A 26,399-nucleotide genomic window follows, 5' to 3' on the forward strand; every position below is an offset into this window, starting at 1 on the left:
GTTTAAAAAATTCAAGTCCTCTTAGTTAAACTAATTAAACTTCGTTCAAGACTTGCACGCAAATCTTCAGGAGCACATCTAATAATACTCTCTAAAAGTTCTTTATTTTTCTCTTCTGATAAATCACGTTCACCAAGATCTAAGATTTGCAAAATATCATTAACGCTTTTTAATACTCCAGAAAGATCATCCTTTACTAGAGCCTCTTTTAGTTTAACTGTTTTTTCATCTCTAGTATCTTCTGGATTGATATTAAGACCGATGGCTTTCAAAGTATGATACAGACTTTCTCTTCTTATTTTTTCTGCTTGTTCATTTGCAGTTAAGGTACCTGCTCCAGTATCTTCTTTTTTAAATCCTATATTTATTTTTCTACCATGGCTAGTACCAAGTTCTTCTAAAAGATCTTTCATCTCTCCTAGAACAGGATAACTAAGAAACCCTGAAAGTGGTCCAACTAAATTAATTTCATCCCCCTCTTTTATTTCACCAGTTTGCCCATCAACTTCAAATTTCCCACATTCAACTGTTGATGCAGTTGATTTTAAAGTGTCTATTAGTAAACCAAGTATTCTTTTATTTTTTTCGCTTTCACTTATTCCAGGTTTATCAATATCTTTTAAAGAGTTTGCTGCCATATACAAACCTGCAGCTAGTATAGGTGGAGAGATTGATATTACTGAACATGGTTTATGGTAACCAGGTCTGCTTGCATGTGTGAAGGCATTAATTGGATAAGAAATAATGTCAATCATTTGCCTTTCAGAATCATATTCTATACAGCAAGTTAATCCATTTGGCTTAAACAATTCTTCATTAAGAAGCTGTTCTATTTCTTGAAACTGTCCTCTAAGTGGACCAGTGCATAATCCATCAGAAATATTGTGAACTGTGTCTGGATAATAGAAGAGAAGATTTCTAATAAGATAAACAATATCGTCAGAACTTATTTTATTTTGTTTGATTATTTCTTTTAATTTCTCAAGTGAGAAATCATCTGCAGATTGTATGTCTAGAAAATCTTGCAAAGCTTTTTCAAATCGATCTTTTGGCTTTTGTGATTCTTCAAATTTTTCATCTTTCTCATGATCTGGTCCTTGTAAGGCATCTTGAATTGTAGGGAAAGAACCAGATAATATGCCCTCTAAGATTGAAGTTATTTTTTCTTTAAAATCAGGACTAAATAATTTTGTAAAGGTTTCATTCTTGGTTAAATTATCTTTTACCATTTTAATAATTGACGAAATCCAATTACTAACTAGATCTGTTTCAAAAATATTTTCAGGGCTCCTTGAAGTAGAGATTATTCCTGCACCAGCACCACCCATTAGAAGTGGGAAAATGAATTTTCTCCACCATGAAACATCTTCTCCCCTTTTGAATACCCAGGAATCCAAAAGTTCATATGCAGTACCACCTAGTAATGCTGCTCCTGCAACATGTCTTCTTTTTATATCTTCATACCAGCATCTTTTATCTTTTGGAGTGTAAGTAGTACCAAATAATTGCCTGTCCCAGAAACCAACTGTGGTTTTTATTTCTACTGTTTTCAAAGCATCAACCATTGATAAACCTTGTAAAATATTCTACTCTTTTAAATAAATTGTCTTCTCTGATATTACAAAACAAGCTTCTTAACCTGCAATAGTTAAGAGCTACAAAATCTTAAATAAAGATAAAAAATTATAAATTACTTACTTTTTTCATCTTCTTCAGTTAAGCCTGCTTTTATTTCAGTAGCAGTTGAAGTCAATGATTCTTTAAAGTTTTTTAATCCTTTTCCTAAGTTACGCCCAAGCTCAGGTAATTTTTTTGGCCCAAATATAACTAATGCAATTCCTAAGATTACTATTACTTCTGGAAATCCAAGGTTAAAAGGAAGCATAACAACTAAATACTAGCACAATTATTTACAAATGCAAATGCCCAAATTGATCCTGGCCTCTGATAAAGAGATGCTCTAAAGTTCCCATTTATATCCCACGCTTCAGGAGTTCTAAACCAGTATCCTTTTTCATTGTAGACAACATTATAAATACCAAACGCAGTTTGAAGTGATTCTTTTTTTAATCCCCTTAATTCCATATGTGATGCTAAAGCTAATGTAACTCCTGACCATATTTCATTTGATTGAGTGTTTAGTTTCCAGATTTTACTTTCTGGAAGTAAAGTGCCATCTGGATTTATACCATTTATTGCACCAATATTTCCATTACCTATTTTTTTTACATTGAACTCAAAGATTTTTCTTAAAACCTTTTCAACTCTGTCTTTTTGAAAAATATCTCCAAGCCCTAAAAGATCTGCATACCACTGACCACAAAGCTGGTCTGCCATTATGTTCTCTTTATGTGAGCTTTTTGTATCGTATAAGTAATATTCACCATTCCAAAGTTTTGACTCAAGATTTATTCTTCCAATTTCAAACCAACTTTTAAAAAGCTCGTGATCTTTATTTAATAATTTTGCGATTTCAACTACTGCTAATAAAGATGCTAGCCAAAGGCCATTACAATAAGTGCTAGCTCCATGCATTGTCCAATTATCATATGTTTGATCAGGAATATTATCATTTTCAATTAAGCAATCATTGTCTCTGTCAAATTGTTTTAAATATTTAATTGCTTCAATTATGGGAAGCCATGCTGATTTTAAAAACTCAATATCTTTTTTACCTGTAAAATAAAAATCACGATAAATTAAAAGTATAAATTTTGAATTTAAATCTTTCCATAGATTTACGTTTATATGCGAGTAAGCATTAATTTTTAAAAAAGGATCCTCATAAGGTGCTCCTAAATCGTGTGGTGCTGCTCCTTTTACTTTTCTTTCAGCCTTTGTTCTGTCAAGTGGATGGTCAAAAAACTTTTGCTCTTTAATTTCAAAATCAATTGTTTTTAAGTAGTCTTTCATTATTAATATCTCAAGCTCAGGCCATAGTTTTAAAAGAGGAAACGAGCCGTAAAACCTTACATCGAGTGTTTCATAAAATGGATAGTCAAAACATTCAAGAGAGCCAAAATGTTCTTCTTGCCTAAAAAACAAGTTGCTCTCTCTTTGTTCTGATTTCGCCGATACGCCGATACGCCGATACGTTGATGCTTGTTCTCTCCCTGCTGTCCAGATTGTTCCTCCAGCTGCTAGAAAATATAGTTCATTAATCAAAAGTATCTTAAACCAGTCAGGTTTATCAGTTCGTAAAAATTCTTCCTGCCAATTTTTTATTTCACTTATCCATTTTTCATGATTATTAAATGCTTTGCGTGCAATTTTTACTACGTTCTTCCCATCTCTGCCAAAAAACTTTGTATAGTGCTTGTACCACTTAGTACCACAACCAGATTCCAATATTGGGAAATCCCAAGCAAGTACAAAAACAATTGTCTTTCTTTCATAAGGTTTTAGCTTTACTTTTGCACAGATTGCACCAGGAGAATCTTTTAAATTTGATGAAGAGCTAAGAGCTCCCACTTTTGAAAATGTTTTCCAAATCTCAGAGCCATCTCCATGCTCAGAGAAAGCATTTGCATAACTTACTTCTACATCTTCTCTTTGAACAAAAATCCCCATTTGTCCATATTTGTAGTCTTTTTTCTGGCTTAAGTTATCAAAAATTAATCCATAAAAATTGTTTTCTTGATAAAAGAAATTTTCCTTGCTTCCAAATATACTTTGCCAGCTCCAAAGTAATGAAATCTCTCTTTCACTCTTAGTAGGATTTGAAATATGCCATCTAAAAATTGCAAGAGGATAACTAGTATCCTGATAATTGTGTGGAATGATTGGAGAAAATTGTTCTTGAATTAAATTTAATCCTTCATATTCAAAATAAGCTCTTGGATATAATGCATGATAAGTGCCATTTTGTTTTTTCCAAACCCAAGAAGACAGAGAGTTATCATTTGGTTTATAATCATTTAGAATAAAAGCTGTTCCATTCTCATAGAAACCAAACTGACAGGGAAAAATTGTTTTATAAATATGCTTCCCAACTTCTAGATGCCATCTTGAAAAATCTCCTCTAAATGATTGAGAAAAAGTCCCTGCTCCAAAGCCACCTAATGGGATGCCTTGAAAATATCCATCATCAAAATTAGGCAGTCCTCCTTCAGGACCAATTACTTTTACTACTCCAGGTGACTCATGTGGTTCACCAATTTTTCTTTTCCAGCTTATTTCTGGGATTATCATAAGATATATGACAAGTATATAAGCCAGGAAGTTTCTAACTGTATTTCTAATTTAGGGTTAACGGGTCATATAAAAATTTTATATTCTTTTAATTTATTTTTAGTTTAAAAACTTTTCTTGCGAGGAAAGATATCTAAGCAATGAAGCACAAGAAAAAATTAAAGGATAAAAAAATGCTTGGAAGTTTTATAGGGAAACTTGATAAGGGAGTTTGCATTATTAGCTTAGTAATATTTTCATTACTTACAATGACAATTATTACATCTGACTTATTTAGAGTATTTGATATAACTGGGGTGTTTAAGCAGTAGATTGGGCACTATTGGAATCGAACCAATACTTTCTTCCGTGTGAAGGAAGCGTTTTGCCATTAAACTAAGCGCCCTTAAATACCTTGACTGTCCTATTATAAGACACGCTAGATTAAATAAATTTTATCTACTTAGCTATTGACTATAAGAACAAAATGAAATAGATTATTTAAATATTATTATTTAAGCATCTTTTAAAAGGAGGAAATATGACATCTATAAAGATAGGACCTTTAGCTCTCTATAGCAAAATTAGACGACCTCAAAAGAGTTTTTCTTCACGGGATAGAGAAGCAATATCTCGCTCTCAAGCTAGTACTCTTCCACCTGAGCATCAATCTAATTTCAGAAGACATATGAAACGCCCTAATTTACACTTTGTTTAAAAATTTGTTCGTGGAGGTATATCTCAACTCGGGAGAATATTGTCATGAAACAAATATTATTTTTATTAATTAGTTTAATTTTAATCTCAAGCGATCTTGCATTTGCTACGTGTGGTTATAGAGCACCAGAAATACAAACTCGTCAAAGAAGCTCATTAGTAATTCCTGAATCAACAAATAACATAAAAAAACTTGCAGCAATTTCAAAAAAAGATGCAAAGAAATTTGCTACATCTCAATATCACGGTAAAGTTAAAAAAGCAGAACTTATAACAGAAGACGGCACACTTGTTTGGAAACTTGAAGTTAAAGGTGAACAAGGACAAAAGGAATTATTTATTGATCCAGCAAATGGTACGTTTTTAGGATACGGGTTAACTAAATAAAGAAGCAGGTATGTTATTTTATTTAGTTAACCGTGAGAGAAATTCTTGAAAAAACAAAACTAAAATACAAAAAAAATATTCTTGAAACAATAGGTTACACTCCGTTAATTCAACTTACAAAGATAACAAAAGGTTTAAAGCCACTAATTCTTATCAAAGCAGAGTTTTTTAATCCTGGCGGATCTGTTAAAGATCGTCCTGCAATAAAAATGATTGAAGAAGCAGAAAAAAAAGGATTATTAAAACCAGGAGGAACAATAATTGAACCTACTAGTGGAAACACTGGCGTAGGACTTGCTCAAGTTGCAGCTGTAAAAGGATATCGGTGTGTACTAGTAATGCCAGATAAAATGAGTGAAGAAAAGTTTGCACTTCTTAAAGCATATGGTGCTGAAGTAGTAAAAGTGCCTACTACTGCTACTTCAAGTCCAGAGAGTTATAACAATGTAGCTCAAAGACTAGCTACAGAAATTCCCGGAGCATTTTTACCAAATCAGTTTCAAAATCCTGATAATCCAAAAGCTCACTATGAAACAACTGGACCAGAAATTTGGGAAGATACACATGGAAAAGTTACACATCTTGTTGCAGGAGTTGGAACAGGTGGAACAATTTCTGGAATTGCTAAATTTTTAAAAGAAAAAAATCCAAAAATTAAAATAATTGGTGTAGATCCTGAAGGATCAATTTACTCAGGTGATTATAGTAAGTCATATAAGATTGAAGGAATTGGAGAAGACTTTTTACCTCGCAATGTAAATCTGTCGTTAATTGATCAATTTGAAAGAGTTAATGATAAAGATGCTTTTGAAACAGCTAGAAAGCTAGCAAAAGAAGAAGGGATTTTAGCTGGTGGATCTGCTGGAGCTGCAGTTTGTGGAGCTATAAGAATTGCTAAAAACTTAAAAGAGAATGACATAGTAGTAGTAATTCTTCCTGACACTGGAAGAGCTTATCTAAGTAAGATTTACTCAGACAAATGGATGAAAGAAATGGGATTTCTTGCAGGCAGCCCATACAGGATAACATTAAAAGAATTGTTAACAAAAAAAGAATTTTCAGATAAGCTAATCTCTATAAATTACAGAGCTACTGTCAAAGAAGCAATTGAAGTAATGAGAAAAGACAGCATTTCACAATTACCTGTTGTAAAAGGAAATGGTTATGTTGGGAGCTTAAGTGAAATTGCATTAATGCAGGGGATTTTTGATAGAACAATTCAGACTAATGATCCTATTGAAAAAATAATGGGCAAGCCTTTCCCAGAGCTTGATGAAAATACTGAAGCAGAAGAAGCATTTAAAGAATTTGCTCTTGGCGGTTCAGCAATTATTGTAAAAAGAAGTGACAAGCCAGTTGGACTTTTAACAAAGATAGATTTGCTTGATCAGTTTTTAAGTAAATAGCTTTATATCTTAGGTTTAATCAGGGATTTGTTTCTAAGATTTATTAAGTGGGTATAATATCCCTGTAAAAAATGAAAAAATTAATTTGTTTAATCTTCGTATTGTCTATTAATCTTCCAACCCTTGCAGCACTAGGCATTAACTATGGAAATCTTTTTACTATTCCTCTTTTAGAAAATCATAAAGATAAAAGTACTATACTTCTTGCTCAGTCACAAACAAGTTTTTCAGGATCTACTAGTGGTAACAATGAAACACCATTTTCTGACACAGTTAAGATGTACCTGTCCTCTACCCCTTCAAACTTACTTGGAGCTTATGAACATTACAAACCTCAATCAGCTCATCTAAACTTAACTGGTACATCTCAAACTACTCCAGCATTTACTATTACAGCAAATGCTACTTTTACAAATCAAGCTTGGTCAATCACTGATGTTCAATTAAGTGGCACAGTTCCTACCAGCTATACTGTTCCTGAACTTATAATCGATGATATTGTTGCTCAAATTGGAGGTCCTCAGTGTACTGGAACTAAATTTATTGCTGTAAAAACAATGGGTGGTCAAGATTATCTCATTACTTGGATGATTGACGGCACCTCAACCAATGAAACTCGTCCTGTTTTACTTCCTAGACTTCAATTAACTCCATGGATAGGTGATAAGAGAGGCTGGCTTATTAAAATAAGAAACACAAACCCAGAAGGCGGGTTTGATCCTTATGCAGTTCCTTATGGACAAGACAATGTAAACCTAAAAAATTTAATCGATCCAATCATAAATGTAATAAACAGATTGTCTAATAATCAAGTCAGGATGTTTTATGAAATAAAAGAAGCTTATTATAATGGACCTACAAATATAAGTTGCCAACTAAATCAAAACCCAATTATAAGTAATGTTCTTACTAATCTAGGAATCAATGAAACAAACTGGCGAAGCAGCTTTGACTTTTCAGTATACACAATGTACAAAATATTGCTTGATGCCTTCAAGCAGTATGAGAATTGTTATATACCACAAGGTACTGCCGCTTTTTGTGCTGCTGGTGCATGGTATCCAGATATTATTACTTCCTCTTTCAACGAAAGAACTTTTCAACATGAATTTGGACACACTATAAAATTTCCTCATCCATATTTAAATATCAATTGTGAAGGTGGCAATCCTCAAAACGTAATAGCAAACCAGGTATTTGACAGCTGCAATGATTCACCAAGAAGCCCAACTTCAAATATGGGCCCAAACAATGGATTTTGGTGGAGTCCTATGGAAAGAGCTATTCTTGGCTGGTTAAAAGGAGCTCAAGTAAAATCAATATCAAAGACTGGAATATATGACTTATACAGTGATAACGACGATCTTACTTCTGATCCTAGTAAACCTCTTATCCTTCAAGTACCAGTTAAAGTTAATAACATAACTGATTTTATTTATTTAACGCTACCAAATATAAGTGATGTAACTTACTGTTATAGTAGGACTGGTGAAACAGAGTTCATAGATCATTACAGTATGGGAGTTGAACTTAGTGCAGCGCACAATTTAAATCTTGATTTTACTGCATCAAGATTTGGTAGAAGTCTTTATTCAGTTGGATTAAAAGTATATAGTTACAACAATCAACCGTACAATGATGGTGACTGGCAAGCAGAAAGAAATGCTACATTCAAAAATACTATACAACCTGATCAAGAAGTTCATCTAAATTGGCAAGGTACAGATGTCGTAATAAGAAATTTAGAACGCAGCGGTAATCATGCAAGAATTAGTATTCAATACAACGAAGACATAACTTTATCTTCCTCATCAAGCTCATCAAGTAGTTCAAGTTCATCTTCATCATCAAGTTCGTCAAGTTCCTCTTCTAGTTCATCTTCTTCTAGCTCAGGTGGTTCATCATCATCATCATCTTCTTCTTCTAGTTCATCTTCCTCAAGTTCATCTTCTTCTAGCTCAGGTGGTTCATCATCATCTTCTTCTTCTAGTTCATCTTCCTCAAGTTCATCTTCTTCTAGCTCATCAAGTAGTTCAAGTTCATCTTCATCATCAAGTAGTAGTTCTTCCTCAGGTGGTTCATCATCATCTTCTTCTAGTAGTTCATCATCTTCTTCTTCAAGTAGCTCTTCAGGTGGAGTAGATGGTAGCTCATCATCAAGTAGTAGTTCTTCTTCAGGTGGTTTCTCTACTTCAACAACCTCAAGTACTTCTACAGGTGGTACTTCTACCTCAACAACTTCAAGCACTACTTCATCTACAACCTCAAGTACTACAACTGGTGGTGCTCCAAGTTTAGGTGGTGGTGGTCTGTTTTTACCTTTAGAACCTCCTCCACAAACACCAGTACCTATTACATCTCCAACACCAAGTCCACAAGTACCTGAAGAGCCAATAACATCTCCTCCTCCAATTGCTACGGATCAAGGAAATGAAACAAAAAGTAATGAGAAGGAAATTGAACTTATTTTATCCTCTCAATTACCTAATACTGCTTGGCAATCGCTTACACCAGATGAGTTGTCTAGTAATGTTAGTCTTGCATATAGTGATTCAAGCCTAACATTTGAAATTAAGCTTGCAAACGATATTTCTAGTTCAGATATAGTTGCTCTTGATCTGGTAGATAGTAAGGGTACTGAATTTAAAAATATTCCGTTTACATTAACTTCAACTTCAAAAAATTTAAATAATTTTATTTTAAGTTTTCAAATGCCTAGTAATATTGCTAAGGGCAAAATGACATTTAAACTAACATCAAATAAGGATACTACCTTTATTGGATCAGTTAGAATTGTTAATTCTTTAAACATTGTAGCCATTACTTCTGGAAAAGAAAAAATCATTTCAAAACCAGTTATTAATAAGATTCAAGTAAAAAAGAAAAATAACAATGTTATCTTAGGTTTATTAGGCAATGGCTTTATAGATAAAAAACCACTTTTTACTAAAGATGGTAAGAAAACAGTCTTAAGAAGTAATAAAGGTAGTGAAAACACTATAGTTACAGTATTCCCAAGCAATCTAAATATAAACCAAAAGATAACTTCTATTTCAAAAAATGGCAGGAGCCTTACGATAAAGTTAGTTTTAAATAAAGAAGATCTTAAAGAACAAGTTCAAGGTATTGTTACTGTTGCTACCCCAAGAGGAATTACATCCAAGCAATTTGTAATCGATAAATAAAACTCTACCACAAGTGATAAAATAAAAATATGCAATTTGAAACAAAAGCAATTCACATTGGTCAAGAACCAGATCCAACTACTGGTGCAACTATTACACCTATTTATCAGACATCTACCTTTACACAAGATGCTCTAGGAAAACACAAAGGCTATGAATATTCAAGAACTGGAAACCCTACACGAGCAGCACTTGAAACTGTTTTAGCTTCACTTGAAAATGGAAAATATGGGCTTTGTTTTGCTTCTGGATTAGCAGCTACAGTAAATGTTTTATGCTTGTTACAAGCTGGTGATGAGATTTTAGCTTGTGATGATCTTTATGGCGGTACAATTAGACTCTTTAACAGAGTATTTCCTAACTTCAATATTAAAACTACTTATGTAGATGGTACAAATCAAAAAAACTTTGAAGATGGAATTACATCAAAAACTAAATTAATCTGGATTGAAACACCAACTAACCCTATGCTAAGACTTTGTGATATAAGTGCTATTAGTAAAGTCGCAAGACAAAGGGCGGATGGCCATCTGCCCCTACTGGCTGTTGATAATACATTTGCAAGCCCATTTTTTCAAAAGCCTCTTGATCTTGGTGCAGACATTGTAATCCATAGCACAACTAAATACTTAGGTGGGCACAGTGATGTAGTTGGTGGCACAGTAATTGTAAGTGATAAAAATATTTATGAAAAAATAAAGTTTTATCAAAATGCTCTTGGTGCAACACCAGGACCACTTGATTCATGGCTCATACTAAGAGGGGTTAAAACCTTGGCACTTAGAATGAAAAAACATGAAGAAAATGCAATCAAGGTAGCAGAGTTTCTAGAAAAACATCCAATAGTAAAAAAAGTAAATTACCCAGGCTTAAAATCTCACCCTCAGTATGAACTTGCAAAAAAACAAATGACTGGGTTTGGTGGAATGATATCTTTTGAAGTAAAAGGTGGAAGAGACATTGTTAAAAAAATAGTTGAATCAACTAAGCTCTTTGCACTTGCTGAAAGTCTTGGGGGAGTTGAATCGCTGATTAATTTCCCGTTTACAATGACTCATGCAGGAGTTCCTGATAATCATAAAGCAAGGCTTGGTATTACAGAAAGTTTAATTAGACTTTCAGTAGGAATTGAAAATACAAATGATTTAATAGATGATTTAAGACAAGCACTAAGTTGAAAACAAAGACATACAAATTTCATTCCTTGGCAATCTATGTTAAAAATAAAAGAAGTTATTCTTAGGATCCAAGAAAGGAAAAAGAAAGATGAAAAGTACAAACTCTAGAAAGAATTTTCTTTATGCTATTTTATTTTTAGTTGCTATATTCTTTAATAGTCTTCCTCTTTATGCACAAACACTACAAGTACAAGCTTCCTTATATAACAGGCTTGGAGGAGTATTTGTGATTAGCGCTGTTGTAGATGATTTTACTGAAAGGTTAGTTTCTGATCCTATTATTACTGCAAATCCAAACATTGTAGCTGCAATCTCTGAAATTAATAAGCCAGGACTAAAGTTCCTTATAACTGAGTTCCTTTGTGATAGAAGTGGTGGACCACAAAAATATACAGGGAAAAATATGAAAGAAGCTCACCAAAATTTAAAAATTACAGAAATTGAGTGGGGTACATCAGTAAAAATATTACTTGATGCTCTTGCAAAACAAAATGTCCCAGAAAAAGAAAAAAATGAACTAGTTGCACTTATATCAAGCATAAAGGGAGATATTGTTTCAGCTGAAATAAAAGTTCCTACACCACAAGTTCCTCCATTACAAGTCCCTGCTCCACTAGGACAAGCTCCTTTTCCACAAGTTGCTCCTCTCCCACAAGCTGCTCCTGAAGTGCAAGTTGTGCCACCTCCTTTACAAGCTCCACAACCTGTAATCCCACCAGTACAAGCTGCACCTGTAATAGAAGCAGTACCTCCTGATATCGAAAATATACTTCCTGATCTAGCACCACCTGAGTAGCTATTTAATACATAGCATTAAATCCATCAAGCATTTTTAAAAACCTTGGAGATTCTGCTTGCTTTAAGATTTCAAGAAGCATTCTTACATGATCTATTGCTGCTTAGTTGCTTTCACAAATGTCAATAATTTATCATTAGAAGACTTGATTGTATAGCACTACAATATAGCCATGTCTATTTTGTGGTATACTGCAAAGTAGCCATGATAGAAAGAGAGCTATATAGTTTAATAGAAAAAGATAGCAATCTAAGACAAATGTCTTTTGTTGCAGGGCCAAGACAAATAGGGAAAACAACTCTTGCTAAAGAATTATTGCATAAGCATAATTGCTCAGAGTTTTATTTTAATTGGGATTTAGCTTCTACAAGATCAAATTATAGAGAAAATTCAAATTTTTATTCTAACAACATAGGGAACAGGAAGAAGGTCTGGATTTGTTTTGATGAAATCCACAAACTAAGAAAATGGAAAAATATATTAAAAGAGCATTTTGACAAAAATGAAGGCAGAATGAAAACAATAATTACTGGAAGTGCAAGGTTAGATCTGTTTAGAAAATCTGGAGATAGTCTTGCAGGAAGATATTTTTTATATCATTTGTTACCTTTAACGCTAAGTGAAATTTCAGCAAGGGGAAAAAATGTTGAAGAGAAGCTAGCATCAGCAATAGACTTTATTGAATTAAGAATAAGTAGGAAAGTTAAATCTAAAAACTCAATTGATCAGCTACTAAGATTCAGTGGTTTTCCAGAGCCCTTTAAAATAGCTTCTGAAGATTTCCATACAAAGTGGAAAAAGTCTTATGTTGACAGGCTAATCTATGAAGATTTGAGAGAGATATCACAGATTCAAGACCTGGAAAAAACTGCACTATTAATTGATTTACTGCCAGAAAGAATAGGAGCACTTTTATCAATTAATTCACTAAGTGAAGATTTAGAAGTAAATTTCAGAACAGCTAAAAATTATCTTAAAGCATTAGAATTAACTTACATATTGTTTTTTATTAAACCCTATACAAAAAATATTTCAAGATCGGTAAGAAAAGAACAAAAAGTCTATTTCTATGACTGGACAAGAATTAACAATGAATCAAATAGATTTGAAAATTATGTTGCATGTGAACTTTTTATACTAGTTTCCTTCTGGAATGATTCTGGATATGGATATTATGACTTGAATTTTATTAGAACAAAAGATGGAAAAGAAACAGACTTTCTAATTATAAAAGATAAGAAACCCTGGTTACTTATAGAGGTAAAGCTTGCGTCAAAGGAAATAAAGTCGCATCATATTACACAAGCAAAATACTTAGGTAATATTCCGGTTATTCAGATAGTTTATGAAGGAAGTGTAATAAAAAGATTAGATAAGAATTTGTTTATAATTTCTGCTGAAAAGTTTTTTTAAAGAGATCTTAGCTCCATTGTAGAAGAAGTCAGAACCAGAATTTGGGAGCGTGGGTATCTATTGTGCCTAAGAAAATAGTGTTACACCTTTTACAGAAATTTACCTATGAAATCTCTCAGACTTTTTCAGTGAAGCCTACCTAGTAGTAAAAACCTTACCTCTTTTCTTTCAAGTGGCAATTTTCAATTTAGATTAGGGTTATCCTAAAGTTGATCGGGGTATCCTTAAAAATTTTTGTTATGTTCTGGTGATCACTGAGCTTTCACTGACAACCTTACTATACTTAGGGAAGAACATTAATGTAGGAGGTACTTATGAAAGAAATAATTTATAAGTTACTGGTTATAGCATTTCTTATTCCAACTTTACAACTTCCTGTTTTTGCAGAAGGTGATTGTATTCTTGATGAAGCAGGAGTTTGTCAGGAAGGGGAATGCAGACTGGAAGATGGAGAGATCGGTGTTTGCAGACAATCAGGTGATGATTGTGTATGCTCTCCAAATAACTAACAATGTTTAATTTTAGATCAGATAAGGGGAATGTGCTTCTTGAACTAGCTTTAGTTACTCCACTTTTAATAATGTTTATTGGAGTAATTTTTGAAGCTTCACGAATGTATTATATCCAAAGTGCTTTAGAGTATGGAGCTAAAGAAGCTGCACGAATTGGTTCATCAGTTAAAGAAAGTGTTGATGCTAACTACATGAGTAAGAGTACTATTTCACGTTATGAAATTGAAAACTTAATAAAAAATAGTGTGAGAGTAATGGGTGTAATTGAAGAAGGAGCACAATTTATGATTAGATACTTAAATCCAGCTGGTAATGAAATTAGTGGTGTTCAGGATAATTTGCCATTTGACAGAAAAAATGATCCCGGTGCAATTGATTTTGTAGAAGTAGAAATTACATATCCTGGAAGTGGACCTGGAGTAAACAGTCCAATTCCTGTAGTAATAAATCCAGGAAATATTTTTAAAGACAGTATAACTTTAAGTTCAAAAGCAATATTTAAAATTGAAGGAAGGTTTGAAAGATGAAAAATATTTTAAGAAGAGATTTAGGAGCAATAATGGTAGAAGCTGCATTTGCAATACCAGTGTTTTTATTTTTAATTTTTGGTTTACTTGAACTTTCAAGAATAATGTACATTAAAAATGCATTAAATATCGCAGCTCAACAAGTAGCAAGTTCAATTTCAATACATGCAAAAAGGACAGCAACCTATGATGTTGCTTCTTTTTCAACTTATGCAGCCAGCATTCATTATCCAGGTGCTGTGTTTAGCTCAAGTCAGTTTTCTTTTAATGTTACAAATGCTTCAAACAGTTCTACAGTTACAAATGGACAAGCTGATGGAATAGCAAGCACAAAAGTTGTAGTGAATGCTATTTTTCCACCACCAAATAGTGGTGTTAAAGTTCCAACTTTTGATCCAGGTAGATTATTTGGTGCACCAATTTTTGGGCGAAATGGTATACAGCTTTCAGCACAAGCAATTTGTTTTCTTGAACGCTCAAGGAGACCTGTATTAAATTAGGAGAAGTAAAAGTGAGACATAAAGTAAGAAATAATCCTGGATCAATTATACCCATGGCAGCTCTTTTAATGAGCGTGATTATTTCTTTTTCAGCACTTGCAATAGATATGAGTTATAACGGTATTGTAAGAAGTTCACTTGAAAAAGCAACTGAGTCTGCAGCTGTAGCTGGAGCACAAGAATATTTTAGAAATGGTGCTGATGCAGGAAAAGCAGTAAATGAAACTATTCGGATCTTTAAAATGAATGTTTCTAATGACACAATGATTGGTAACTATTACTCTGCTACTGGTATGGGTAGTCCAACAACATTAACTTATTCAAAAACATTTACATCAGGTGATAACTTAAGAGCTTTATTTAAACAACAACCAATTACTTTAACCATCATGACTGACTTAAATCGCGGTAAAGTAACAGTAACTTCAGCACATACTACAAAATCATACTTTGCAAAACTGTTTACAAGTAATTCAATGATCTCAATAACAAGAGAAGCAGAATTACCACCATATGATGTTGTATTTGTAGTTGACTTATCGGGCTCAATGAGATTTGCTACAGTAAGTACTTATATTGGAACTGCATATGTACAAACACAAGGAATGTCAGGTTTAGGACCACTGACTACAGATGTGATTATTACTCAGTCCCAGTATCAGCCAGGCATAGGCACAATGATTACAGCAAACGGCCTTGTGACAACTCTTTCTAATATCACTGATGTAGTAATTAACACACCAGGAACTGATATTCCTGCAACTGCAACCTATAGTAGTGGCAAAAGTATTTATATCAATGATCCTGACAGAGGATTTATAGTAAATCACGATATGGCTAGTGGGCTTAGAAGAATAGCTTTAACTGGTTACAGAATTAATCAATTAGCAGCATTAAATGTATCTGGTGAAGATAAACAACTTGCACAAACTTTTAATGACAATAAAAGTACAAATCAAGCAGTTGTAGACAATTATTTTACTAGAGCAGCTTCTTATATAGAACCAGTTGCAAGTGCAATAGATGGTGTTAGTGCTTTTATTGATACTGTAAAAATATATGGTTCAGCTGCTTTAAAGTTAGGTTTAGTAACTTTTGAAAGTAGTTCTTATACTGCTGATATGACATCTAACTGGTATTGTAGTGAACTAGAAGGAGGAAATGTTTCTAAATATATGAAAAGAACATTACCTTACTTAAGCCTTGTAAATCCTGTTAACTTTGATACTGTTACTAATAAACTATCCATCATGGCAACAAGTGGTACTGGCTCCTTTACAAATCCAATTGTTACTTATAGTTATCCTAATGGTGGTACAAATATAAATGCTGGACTTACTAATGCAAAGTATGTATTTGACAAAAGCGACAGACCAAATTCTGAAAAAGTAATTATTCTTTTTACTGATGGTGAACCAACAGCACATACTTTTAGTGCACTTGGGCAAAAAGTTAAATCACTAACTGATGCAAAAATTAAAATTTATTCAATAGTACTTACTTTAGCTATATCACAAACTACTATTAATAATTTTAAATATCAAGTTGAAACTATTGGAAAAGCAGAGCCTGTAATATTTATAAATGATCCTGCAAAACTAAAAAATGCATTTCTTCAAATTGCTGATGATTTGGGATTAAAGTTGGTTAATTAATACGAGGAAATCTTATTTTCTCTTGCAAGTCTCATAGCTTCCTGAGCTTGTGCATAACGTGCAGTTTCAATTCTCCATGCTGCATTTAGTAATTGTTGTTGTCTTTTAAGTTTATCCTCATTTTTTTTAAAATTATTTAGTTTTCTAAGTTCACTATATTCATTGTTTAAAGAAATGTTGTTATCTACTTTCTTATTTGTAGACTCATTATATTTCCCTGCATCTAAAGGCTCTTTCATATCAGGACCTTTTTCATCATCTTTCTTTATGTAAGGTTTAAATGGTGCTAGCTCATCAAAATCATGATATGGAATTTCTGGTTTAGCAAGCTTGGATATTTTAGCCACCGAAGTTGGTCTTACAATTTGTGGTGAAACAACAACAAGTAATTCTGTTTCACCTTGTCTAAATGACTTGCTTCTAAATAAAGTCCCTAAGATTGGGATGTCACCAATGCCTGGTACTTTACGGAGGTTTCTTGTATTGTCTTCTCTTAAAAGTCCACTTATAGCAAATGCTTGTCCTGTTTCAAGTTCAACCTGTGTTTGTGTTCTTCTTGTCCTAAATGCAGGTGGTCTTACTGATGTTGAACCTACTGGTACAACAAGGTTTGAAAGATTAGTATCAATATCTCTTATTTCAGGACTAAGTTGTAAATAAATTTTATTTTCACCAGTTACTGTTGGTAGTATTACAAACCTTATTCCAAAAGGTTCATAAGTAATATCTTGGCTTGCACCACCAGCTGTAAAAACTGATCTTACAATTGGTACTTCTCCACCAGCTAAAAATGAAGCTGGCTCTCCGTTTGCAACTACAAGATTCGGTTCAGCAAGTGTTTTAATTTCTCCTCTTTCTTGAAGAGCCTGAAGAACAACTCCAATACCATTATCTGGATTAAAGATTGCTCCAGTTACACCATCTCCAATTGTTTGTGCAACAACTGATCCACCTGCAACTGAACCATGACCAAAACCAAATTCAGGAGCTGAACCTCCACTTGCAGCTTTAAATTCAGTTAAATTTGCTATTGAACCAATTTGTCCTAAAAGCTGCCCGATTCCACTCCCACCAATAAATGTTCCACCTTGAATTGTGCTGCCGCCAAACGTTGTATTAAAACCTAAATTTCTTGCAACACTTCTTGAGACTTCAAAAAACCTTATAGCAACTGATACTTGTGGAGGATCTTTTACTGTTAAAAAACTAATTACTGATCCATTTTGTGTAGTTGCAATTACACCACGACTAAGATTTGCATATCTATTTGAGGTAAATTTTATTGGGTCACGTGCACCAAAAGATACAGCTGAACCTTGGGTTTGAGTTTGCCCTTGAGAATCTGAATTTGCAGATATGTCATATCTTCCTGCCAACCCATCAACAATTTGTCCACCAGGTTGACTTATAATTTTTATTCCTTGATCCCCTACATACACACCTGCAATTTGAAGAGCTCTGGCAATTATCTCTGCATTTGAAACTTCTCCTTTTAAAATTATTTTTCCACTAGTTGCTGCTGTAGATGATGACGTAGTAGAGCTGGAACTACCTGCAGTTGGAGAAGGAGTAGAAGAAGATGCTGCTGCTTGTGATAATGAACTAGTAGCAACTGATGTTTGTTCGCTTGAAGTTTTTGATGTAGAACTTATATTAGAACTTGGTGGAATGTATTCTACTGTAATATTTTTATCTAGGTCTTGTAGTTGCTTAGTTAAATAATCAATATCAGGCCAAACTGAGATATCAAATCTTGCTGGATGTGAAGTTTCTTTTTCCCACATAATTATTGTACTTATACCTAATTTTTTAGCTCTAACAAAAACCTCTTTTTCATTTAGCACCTGAAGATCTACAATTGCTGGATCACTTACTGCAACTCTTAAAATTGTTTTATCACTTGATATGATTTCACCTTTTCCAAGGTTTAATTTTTTTATTTGAGTTTTATCTTGATAGTAATCTGCTTCAAGAAAGAAAACTTTTGAACTTACAGGGATTATTGTTTGAATACAAAAAGCACTAATTAAAGTTAATAAAAATAAAGTCTTAATGAATGGCTTCACAGTACTCTTATCAGAACAATAAGCAATAGTAAATGTTCCTTTTTTAGGAATTTTTTATCTTGCTCAAGATAATTATTGTGGCAGACCACTCCCAAGTGTTGAAATTAATTGAAGTACAGGAGGTCCTACACTTACTGCTAAAACACATGGAAAAATAAACAGTGCCATTGGAAGCATCATTTTAATTGTCATTTGTGCTGCTGTTTCTTCTGCTTTTTGTCTTCGTCTAACCCTTAAAAAATTTGCCTGGCTTCTAAGCACACCTCCAATACTAGAACCAACTTTTTCTGACTGAATTATAATCCTTGCAAGACTTTTTAATTCTTCTGAACTTGTTCTTGTTCCTAAGTTTAACCAACAAGTAGTCCTGTCTTGTCCTAAATTCATTTCTCTGTTTGTAAGAATAATTTCTTCAGCTAGATCTTTTCCTTTATTCCCAATATTTGAAGCAACTCTTAGTAATGACTGATCAATTCCCATACCAGCCTCAGTACATATGACTAAAAGATCTAAGGCATCTGGCAAGATGCGATCAATGCTTTGTTGTCTTTTTGCTACTAGTTTATCTAAAAAAATATTTGGAAATATAAATCCAACAGCACCTACAATAAAAGCAAGAAACATTCCAGTTTGTAAATTTTTTCCTATTACTGAAAGAATAAAAAATGGAATTACTGCAAGTACAATAGCTAAGGTTATTTTAATTGTATATAAAAACTGAAGTGCTTTTTTATCCCTGAAGCCAGCTTTAATTAAAAGCTTTCTTGCAGCTGACTGTTTACTGTAAGGCACCTTCTCGCTAAACCAGCTCCCTACTTGTTCTCCAAGAGGAATTAAAACTCTTTTTGCAAAACTTTCATCTTTATCTTCTTTATCTTGAGTGTCGGGGGTGTACTTTGCAGATTCGCTTTTTTCAGATAACCAAAATTGTAATCTTTTACTTATTTCACTTGATTCAGCAGATATTGCTCTTGTCCTGTAGATTACTATGCAAATTAAAAATATTGCACCAAATGCACATACACTACTTAGAATAATCATTAGGTTTGTCATTTGTCTTTTCCTACACCTCCAACTTAGTAATTTTATTTATCATTAAATAACCAATAGTCATAGAAATAACACACCCAATTAAAATATTTTTTCCCATTGGATCTTTTACAAAGGTACTGTAAGTTTCAGGAGCAATTAAGTTCAACATTATATAAATGCCAATAGGTAAAGAAAGCAGAAGATAAGCAGACATCTGGCTTTCGGCAGTAAGAGCTTTAACCATTCCTTTTAATCTAAATCTTTCTCTTACGGTTTCACCGATACTTCCAATTAATTCTGAAAGATTACCACCAAGTTCTCTATTTATTATTATTCCAGTACATAAAATTTGTACATCCATTGCATTAACTCTTGCAGAAAGATTTTGTAGTGCTTCATTTAAAGATAGTCCTAAATTAACTTCAATAATTACTTTTCCAAATTCTTCACCAAGTGGAGAAGGAAACTCTTCTGCTAAGTGTTTTAATCCTGTCTGAACATCAAGCCCTGCTCTTAAATCAGAACCAAGCATGTCAAGTGCCTGGGGTAATTGTTTAACAAAATCATCTATCCTTTTAGCTTTTAAAAAATTTAATAACCCAAAAGGGAGAATTGCAAAGACTAGTCCTATTAAAGGAATATGGAAAAATAAATCAACTAACATTCCACCAATTAATCCAACAAGTCCTATAAACAATAAAAATTCTCCAACTTTAATTTTTAATCCGCTTTGCTCAATTAAAGTTAAAAGAAAATCAGATCTGTTTTTTAACAATCTTTGAAGTAAATCATTTAACCAAGGAATTGTACTAACCCGTAAATCCCTTCTTAGTGTTTGTTCTTGATTTTCAGTAACTGAACTTTGGGATACTTCACTGTATCCAAGGGTTTGTATATTAATTACTTGTTCAACTCTTTGACTTTGATATTTTAAATTTTCTTTTCTTTGCCAAAAATAATAAATGGATAAGCAGATTAATATCACTACAAAAAATACAAAGACTGAAAAAATTATTGGAGCTAGCATAGATTAAACATATTTGGAGGGAGCTTATACCCCATTGCCTCAATTCTTTTTGAAAACACTGGTCTAATACCTGATGGTTTAAATATACCCTTTACTTTACTGTTTTCATCAACTCCTTTTTGCTCAAATGTAAAAATGTCTTGGGTTGTGATAACACCATTTTCCATGCCTGTTACTTCTGATATCTGGGTAACCCTTCTTGAGCCGTCAGAAAATCTGTTTAACTGACAAATTAAATTTACTGCTGAAGCAATTTGTTCTCGGATTGCTCTTTGTGGCAATTCAATCCCAGACATTAAACACATTGTTTCTAATCTGCTAAATGCATCACGGCTTGTGTTTGCATGTAATGTTCCCATACTGCCATCATGACCTGTATTCATTGCTTGTAAAAGATCAAGTGCTTCACCAGATCTAATTTCTCCTAAGATTATTCTTTCTGGTCTCATTCTAAGTGCATTTTTAACTAAGTCTCTTTGTGTAATTTCACCTTTTCCTTCTAAATTTGGTGGTCTTGTTTCAAGTCTAACTACATGATCTCTTTGAAGTTGTAATTCTGCAGCATCTTCAATAGTTACAACTCTTTCGTGATTAGGTATGTATCTTGAAAGTGCATTTAAAAATGTTGTTTTCCCAGAACCAGTACCACCAGAAACAATAATATTTAACCTGCAAAGCACGCAAAGTTTTAACATCTCACACATGTTTTCAGTCATTGCTCCAAACTTTATTAAATCTTCAAGCATGAATTTTTTCTCTGAGAATTTTCTAATTGATAAAGCTGCCCCATCTATGGAAAGGGGCAGAACAATAGCATTAACTCTTGAACCATCTTTTAGCCTTGCATCTACCATTGGTGAGGATTCATCTACTCTCCTACCAACACCACTTACAATGCGGCTTATAACTTTCATAAGATGAAACTCATCGTCAAATACAATATCTGTTTTTTCCAGCACTCCTTTTCTTTCTACATAAACTTTTTCAGGACCATTTACTAAAATATCGTTTACAGTTGGATCTTTAAGCAGTGGTTCAATAGGACCTAGTCCTAAAATGTCATCTATTAATTCATCAATTAATTTTTTCCTGTCACTTAAACCTAAAGGAGTTCCTTCTTCCTGGAGTAAAGTATCAATTAAACTAATAATATTTTGTTTTGTAGATTCATCATTTAAGTTTGAATTTAATTTGCTTGTGTCTAACTCGTCGAGTAATTTACTATGTAATTTCTTTTTTAATTCCTTATAGCCACCTAAAAATTTAGAAGGAGTGGCAGAGGGCTTTTTTTGTGCTTGAGGACAAGCTTGTTCAGTGCCTGCATTTTCCTTTAAAGGTTCTTCTTTTTTTGAAAATATACTTTTTGAAAATTGTTGTCCTGGATTATTCATTTTTTAAAACCAATTTAAAATTCCTTTCTTTTTAATACTTTTTTCTTCAGTGCTTGAAATATGTTTGCTTGGAGCTTCAGAATCTCCTTCTGGTATTTCTGATTTTGAAATTTTTCCTGCTAGAATTTTATAAGATGTTGCAAGCGGGGAATTAGGAGAAAATTCTAAAATAGGTCTTCCATAATTTGATGCTTCAACACATAACTGCCAGTCATTTGGCAAGGCATGGTAAATGCTGTGATCAAGTTGCTTCTGAACTAAGGCAGGTTCTAAACTTCCAATGTACCAATCCTGCCTATTAATTACAGGTTTAATTTTATTGTCAAAGGTGCCAAGCTCTTTTAAAATCTGAATAAAAATTCTATTGTCTCTAATAGCTAAAAGATCAAATGTCGTAAGTAAGAGCAAGTCATTAGATTTTTGAATAAAAAACATGGATATTTCATCAAGCATTCGTGCAGAAGTATCAATTAAAATAAAGTCATAAGTTTCAGAAGCAATTTCTATTAAATGTTCTAAGCCAGAAGCAGTTATTTCGTTGTAATCACTGGTTTTAATCAGGCCACCTATAAGTGCTAGGTTTTTCCCAATAGTGCTTACAGCATTTGTAAGATAATGTTCATCCAGGCTTTTATCTTGTTTACAAATATCAACAAGTGTACACTTTGGAATTGTGTTTAATAAAACGGTTACATGATTAGAAAATCCTGCAGCATCAATGATTAATGTTTTTTTCTGGTAAGTGTTTGCAAGTGCATAACTAAGATTTACTGTTGTAGTACTTACACCTGTACCACCTTTGTAACTAAGTAAAGTAATAACCTTGGCTGTCTTTCTTGTAGGCATATGACCTTTAGGTGCTGTATTTAAACGATCTAAACAAGAAATGAGTTCAAATCTTTTAAATGGTTTAACTAAAAATCCAACTGCACCAAGTTTAATTGCTTCAATTGCTAAATCTGCATCTTTAAAATCTGAGACTATTAAGAAATGCTTCCCGACTAAATTTGATGAATAGTCAGCAAGAATATTGTGAGCATTTGTTTGGTTTCCTGAAAAATCTAAAATTATTAAGTTACAACCTGGCAGTTCTTGATAATCCTTGACTAAGGATATCTCTAATTGGCCTTCCCATACATTGGATATGGTTTCTTCCCAATATTTTTGTTCGTTTTGTTGTGTTATAACTAGTATTTTAAGCATATATTAATTAGTGGGCAATATATAGTAATGTGCCCTCTAAAGTTCAACTGCTAACAACCAAGGGAAATAGTGGGTTAACCCTACGTCATAATGACTATGTTAAAAATTTTCTTTACTTTATCTTTAATTTTTCTACTTCAGTTAACTTGTTTTGCAAATACTTCTTCTCCTCTATTTAGAGGATATATTGTAAACAAAACATTAATTCCAATGAAACTTAAGATATATGAAATTGATAAGGATTCATATTATTTAGCAGAGAGAAATTTTGATGACAATTCAATTGTACCGGTTTTAAATTTAAAAGTTACTGTTGAAAACAAGGAGGATTATAACTTAGCTTTTGAAGATTATAAAATATTTATTCCAGAGTCAACAAAACTTATTGGACATATAAGTGAAATTATTCCTCCTAAAAGCTTTGACAGAAAAGGTTTTTACAAAGTTACTTTTAATAAAGCAATTTGTCCTAGTGGACAGACAATTTATCTGATGTCAGATATAGTTTCTGGCGAATTAACAAAAACATATAATCCTTTACATCATTTAGGAAAAAGTACTTTAAGTTTACTTGGTGGTTCACTTGCAGGAGCATTATTTTCATACCAGCTTGGTGGATTAGGTTTAATAGTAGCAACTCATGGTTATTCACTTGCAGCAGGTGCAGGAATCGGTGGGTTGTTTGCTACAGTTGGTGGTTTTACAAGTAGCGGAAAAAGTGCAACTATAGAACCTGGTAATGAACTAACATTAACTCCTCTTGATGAAGTAAGTTTAGAACAATTAAAACAAGTTACATGTCTAAAAGATCAAGTTTCCCAAACAGCTGACAAGTCTGAACTTAGTCTTGAGATTTTAAAAGTCAAACAAAAAAAAGATATTATGGGAGATAAGATTCTTAAAATAACTGTTAAAGTTATAAATAATTCAGATGAGAAATATAGACTAAGTAATTTTTACTTAAAGGACTCACAAGGGAAAGAATATTCACCTACGTTTGTTGATTTAAATGATGATATGTTTATTGACTTTCCTCCAAAACTAACTAAAATAGCTAAACTTAATTTTTTTGTAGATTATCCTAAGGCTACACACTGGCTTGTTTTAAAAAATGGGACTTTTAGTAAGGAGCTTGGTTCTTGGAAAGTAATTGACTGAAGTTGCTAAGTACCATTCATATGTTTTTTTTAGTCCAGTTTTTAAGTTAGTTTTTGCTTTCCATCCTAGTTTGTTTAGTTTTGTGGTGTCTAAAAGTTTTCTTGGAGTTCCATCTGGCATGGATATGTCAAATTGTAAGTCTCCTTTATAATCAATCACTTCACATATTAGTTTAGCTAGTTGTTTAATTGAATATTCTTCACTAGAACCAATATTTATAATTTCATTTTCTGAATAATTTCTTATAATAAATATACATGCATTTGCTAAGTCATCCACGTATAAAAATTCTCTGAGTGGCTTACCACTACCCCAAATAGTTACCTCATTAGAGTTTAATACTTTTGCTTTATGGATCCTTTCAATTAAAGCAGGAATTACATGATTGTTTTTACTATCATATTTATCACCAATGCCGTATAGATTTGCTGGCATTACTGAAACAAAATTTGTTTTATATTGCTTGTTATAACTTTGACACATAATTATCCCTGCGATTTTTGCAATTGCATAAGATTCATTTGTAGATTCTAATTTACTTGTTAATAAATATTCTTCTTTTATTGGCTGAGGACAATCTCTTGGATAAATACAAGAAGAACCTAAGAATAAAAGTTTTTTAACTTTATTTAAATATGAATTGTGGATTATATTATTTTGGATTTGTAGGTTTTCATAAATAAACTCTGCTGGATAAGTACTGTTTGCATATATTCCACCAACCTTTGCAGCAGCTAATATTACATATTCAGGTTTTTCATCCTTAAAGAAAGAAAATACTTTTTTGTAATCTAAAAGTTCTAATTCTTCATGAGTTTTTGTTATTAAATTTTTATATCCTTGGTTTTTTAATTCCCTTATAATTGCAGAACCTACTAAACCAGTATGTCCAGCTACATAAATTTTTGATTTTCTTTCCATTAGTTACTGTATATGGGTTCTTTAAAGCTGCCTTCTTTTAAGTAAATTGATTGTTTGGCTTGTTCTAAATCATGTTTAACCATTTCCTTTATTAATGAATTAAGATCATATTCTCTTTTCCAGCCTAATTCTTTTTCTGCAAGTATAGAATCTCCCTTTAAGATATCTGTCTCAGTAGGTCTAAAATATCTTGAATCAACTTCAATAAGTACATCTCCCTTTTTATATCTTGATAATATAGGAAGAAGTGTTACATTAGTAAAGTCTTTTATCTTTCCTTTTGTTTCAAGTCCTTTTCCTGTCCATTCAATAATTATTCCAACTTCCTTAAATGCTAACTCAACAAATTCTCTAACTGATGTTGTAGTTCCTGTAGCTAGTACATAGTCTCTGGGCTCCTTTTGCTGAAGCATTAACCACATGCCATATACATAATCTTTAGTATGTCCCCAGTCACGCTTGGCATCTAAGTTTCCAAGATAAATTTTATCTTCAATACCTAATGCGATTTTGCTTACTCCCCTTGTAATTTTTCTACTTACAAATGTTTCACCTCTAAGTGGTGATTCATGATTAAAAAGAATTCCATTACAAGCAAAAATATCATAAGCTTCCCTGTAATTGACTGTAATCCAGTAAGCAAAAACTTTTGAAGCAGCATACGGGGATCTTGGATAAAAAGGAGTATTTTCATTCTGAGGAATTTCCTGAGCTAAGCCAAACATCTCGGAAGAAGAAGCCTGGTAAAACTTAATTTTTTTTTCTAACTTTAAGGTTCTAATTGCTTCTAAAATTCTTAAAGTACCAAGTGCATCAACATTTGCAGTGTATTCTGGATTTTCAAATGAAACCTGTACGTGGCTTTGAGCTCCTAGATTATAAATTTCATCTGGTTCAATTTTTTGGACAAGATGAACAATGCTTGTTGAATCGGTAAGATCGCCATAATGTAAAAAAAAACGACAATCTGGTATGTGTGGGTCTTGATACAAGTGATCAATTCTACTTGTATTAAATGTAGATGCTCTTCGTTTAATACCATGTACTATATAACCTTTTTTTAAAAGTAGTTCTGATAAGTAAGTTCCATCTTGTCCGGTAATTCCAGTAATCAAAGCTTTTTTTGACATATCTTTTCCATTATATTACATAAGT

General features: G+C 32.7%; 22 protein-coding genes and 1 tRNA gene. 12 read left to right on the forward strand and 11 right to left on the reverse strand.

What is annotated here, in order from left to right; genetic code table 11:
* Positions 1–11: 11 nt before the first annotated feature.
* From HYY52_04095 to HYY52_04105, 3 genes are all read right to left on the reverse strand, one after another.
* The gene (locus tag HYY52_04095; protein ID MBI2995868.1) at positions 12–1,565 is read right to left on the reverse strand and encodes a hypothetical protein; all 1,554 of its coding nucleotides are present in this window, start codon (positions 1,563–1,565) and stop codon (positions 12–14) included.
* 125 nt (positions 1,566–1,690) lie between these two features.
* On the reverse strand, positions 1,691–1,885 hold the full coding sequence (gene tatA, locus HYY52_04100) for a twin-arginine translocase TatA/TatE family subunit (protein ID MBI2995869.1): 195 nt from the start codon (positions 1,883–1,885) through the stop codon (positions 1,691–1,693).
* A gap of 5 nt (positions 1,886–1,890) precedes the next feature.
* Entirely contained in the window at positions 1,891–4,191 is a 2,301-nt protein-coding gene (locus HYY52_04105; protein MBI2995870.1) for a glucosylceramidase, read from the reverse strand.
* A 140-nt stretch (positions 4,192–4,331) separates the two neighbouring features.
* Between HYY52_04105 and HYY52_04110 the strand changes: the two genes are divergently transcribed.
* Entirely contained in the window at positions 4,332–4,502 is a 171-nt protein-coding gene (locus HYY52_04110; protein ID MBI2995871.1) for a hypothetical protein, read from the forward strand.
* A gap of 2 nt (positions 4,503–4,504) precedes the next feature.
* Here HYY52_04110 and HYY52_04115 read toward each other — a convergent pair.
* Positions 4,505–4,576 (reverse strand) — tRNA-Val (locus HYY52_04115).
* A 356-nt stretch (positions 4,577–4,932) separates the two neighbouring features.
* On the opposite strand from HYY52_04115, the gene HYY52_04120 reads away from it, so the two are divergent.
* The 10 genes from HYY52_04120 (at position 4,933) to HYY52_04165 (ending at position 16,446) form a co-directional block, all read left to right on the forward strand.
* Positions 4,933–5,274 (forward strand): PepSY domain-containing protein, encoded by a 342-nt coding sequence (locus tag HYY52_04120; GenBank protein ID MBI2995872.1) that lies wholly within the window; start codon positions 4,933–4,935, stop codon positions 5,272–5,274.
* Positions 5,275–5,315: 41 nt separating this feature from the next.
* Entirely contained in the window at positions 5,316–6,680 is a 1,365-nt protein-coding gene (locus tag HYY52_04125) for a cystathionine beta-synthase (GenBank protein MBI2995873.1), read from the forward strand.
* A 71-nt stretch (positions 6,681–6,751) separates the two neighbouring features.
* Entirely contained in the window at positions 6,752–9,865 is a 3,114-nt protein-coding gene (locus HYY52_04130; GenBank protein MBI2995874.1) for a hypothetical protein, read from the forward strand.
* Positions 9,866–9,894: 29 nt separating this feature from the next.
* The gene (locus HYY52_04135) at positions 9,895–11,043 is read left to right on the forward strand and encodes a cystathionine gamma-synthase (protein ID MBI2995875.1); all 1,149 of its coding nucleotides are present in this window, start codon (positions 9,895–9,897) and stop codon (positions 11,041–11,043) included.
* Positions 11,044–11,131: 88 nt separating this feature from the next.
* Complete coding sequence (locus tag HYY52_04140; GenBank protein MBI2995876.1) at positions 11,132–11,839, forward strand: hypothetical protein; 708 nt, start codon at positions 11,132–11,134, stop codon at positions 11,837–11,839.
* A gap of 204 nt (positions 11,840–12,043) precedes the next feature.
* Positions 12,044–13,252, forward strand: coding sequence for an ATP-binding protein (locus tag HYY52_04145; GenBank protein MBI2995877.1), 1,209 nt, complete (start codon positions 12,044–12,046; stop codon positions 13,250–13,252).
* Between the two features lie 314 nt (positions 13,253–13,566).
* Positions 13,567–13,761 (forward strand): hypothetical protein, encoded by a 195-nt coding sequence (locus tag HYY52_04150; protein ID MBI2995878.1) that lies wholly within the window; start codon positions 13,567–13,569, stop codon positions 13,759–13,761.
* Positions 13,762–13,763: 2 nt separating this feature from the next.
* Positions 13,764–14,291 carry a pilus assembly protein gene (locus HYY52_04155; GenBank protein MBI2995879.1) on the forward strand — a complete coding sequence of 176 codons (528 nt, stop codon included), beginning with the start codon at positions 13,764–13,766 and terminating at the stop codon, positions 14,289–14,291.
* Positions 14,288–14,791, forward strand: coding sequence for a pilus assembly protein (locus HYY52_04160; GenBank protein MBI2995880.1), 504 nt, complete (start codon positions 14,288–14,290; stop codon positions 14,789–14,791). The genes HYY52_04155 and HYY52_04160 overlap by 4 nt, the downstream gene beginning before the upstream one ends.
* An 11-nt stretch (positions 14,792–14,802) precedes the next feature.
* Entirely contained in the window at positions 14,803–16,446 is a 1,644-nt protein-coding gene (locus HYY52_04165) for a VWA domain-containing protein (GenBank protein MBI2995881.1), read from the forward strand.
* On the opposite strand, the gene HYY52_04170 is transcribed toward HYY52_04165, so the two are convergent.
* The 5 genes from HYY52_04170 to HYY52_04190 all read right to left on the reverse strand — a co-directional run bounded on the left by HYY52_04170 (position 16,443) and on the right by HYY52_04190 (position 23,165).
* Positions 16,443–18,512: a pilus assembly protein N-terminal domain-containing protein gene (locus HYY52_04170; GenBank protein ID MBI2995882.1), complete on the reverse strand. Its 2,070-nt coding sequence runs from the start codon at positions 18,510–18,512 to the stop codon at positions 16,443–16,445. The genes HYY52_04165 and HYY52_04170 overlap by 4 nt on opposite strands.
* Positions 18,513–18,584: 72 nt before the next feature.
* A complete protein-coding gene (locus HYY52_04175) occupies positions 18,585–19,565 on the reverse strand; it encodes a type II secretion system F family protein (protein ID MBI2995883.1) in 981 nt (326 codons plus the stop codon).
* Between the two features lie 10 nt (positions 19,566–19,575).
* Entirely contained in the window at positions 19,576–20,571 is a 996-nt protein-coding gene (locus HYY52_04180) for a type II secretion system F family protein (GenBank protein ID MBI2995884.1), read from the reverse strand.
* A complete protein-coding gene (locus tag HYY52_04185; GenBank protein MBI2995885.1) occupies positions 20,565–21,962 on the reverse strand; it encodes a CpaF family protein in 1,398 nt (465 codons plus the stop codon). Before HYY52_04185 ends, HYY52_04180 begins: the two co-directional genes overlap by 7 nt.
* Before the next feature lie 3 nt (positions 21,963–21,965).
* Positions 21,966–23,165, reverse strand: a complete 1,200-nt coding sequence (locus HYY52_04190) for an AAA family ATPase (GenBank protein MBI2995886.1) — start codon at positions 23,163–23,165, stop codon at positions 21,966–21,968.
* A 90-nt stretch (positions 23,166–23,255) separates the two neighbouring features.
* Here HYY52_04190 and HYY52_04195 point away from each other — a divergent pair, with 90 nt between their 5' ends.
* Positions 23,256–24,323 (forward strand): DUF4352 domain-containing protein, encoded by a 1,068-nt coding sequence (locus HYY52_04195; protein MBI2995887.1) that lies wholly within the window; start codon positions 23,256–23,258, stop codon positions 24,321–24,323.
* Here the strand turns inward: HYY52_04195 and HYY52_04200 are convergent.
* Both HYY52_04200 and gmd read right to left on the reverse strand, forming a co-directional pair.
* Entirely contained in the window at positions 24,270–25,244 is a 975-nt protein-coding gene (locus HYY52_04200; GenBank protein ID MBI2995888.1) for a GDP-L-fucose synthase, read from the reverse strand. The genes HYY52_04195 and HYY52_04200 overlap by 54 nt on opposite strands.
* Positions 25,244–26,374: a GDP-mannose 4,6-dehydratase gene (gene gmd, locus HYY52_04205; protein MBI2995889.1), complete on the reverse strand. Its 1,131-nt coding sequence runs from the start codon at positions 26,372–26,374 to the stop codon at positions 25,244–25,246. The genes HYY52_04200 and gmd overlap by 1 nt, the downstream gene beginning before the upstream one ends.
* Positions 26,375–26,399 lie beyond the last annotated feature (25 nt).

Source organism: Candidatus Melainabacteria bacterium (genome assembly GCA_016193285.1).
Classification (GTDB): Bacteria; Cyanobacteriota; Vampirovibrionia; order 2-02-FULL-35-15; family 2-02-FULL-35-15; genus JACPSL01.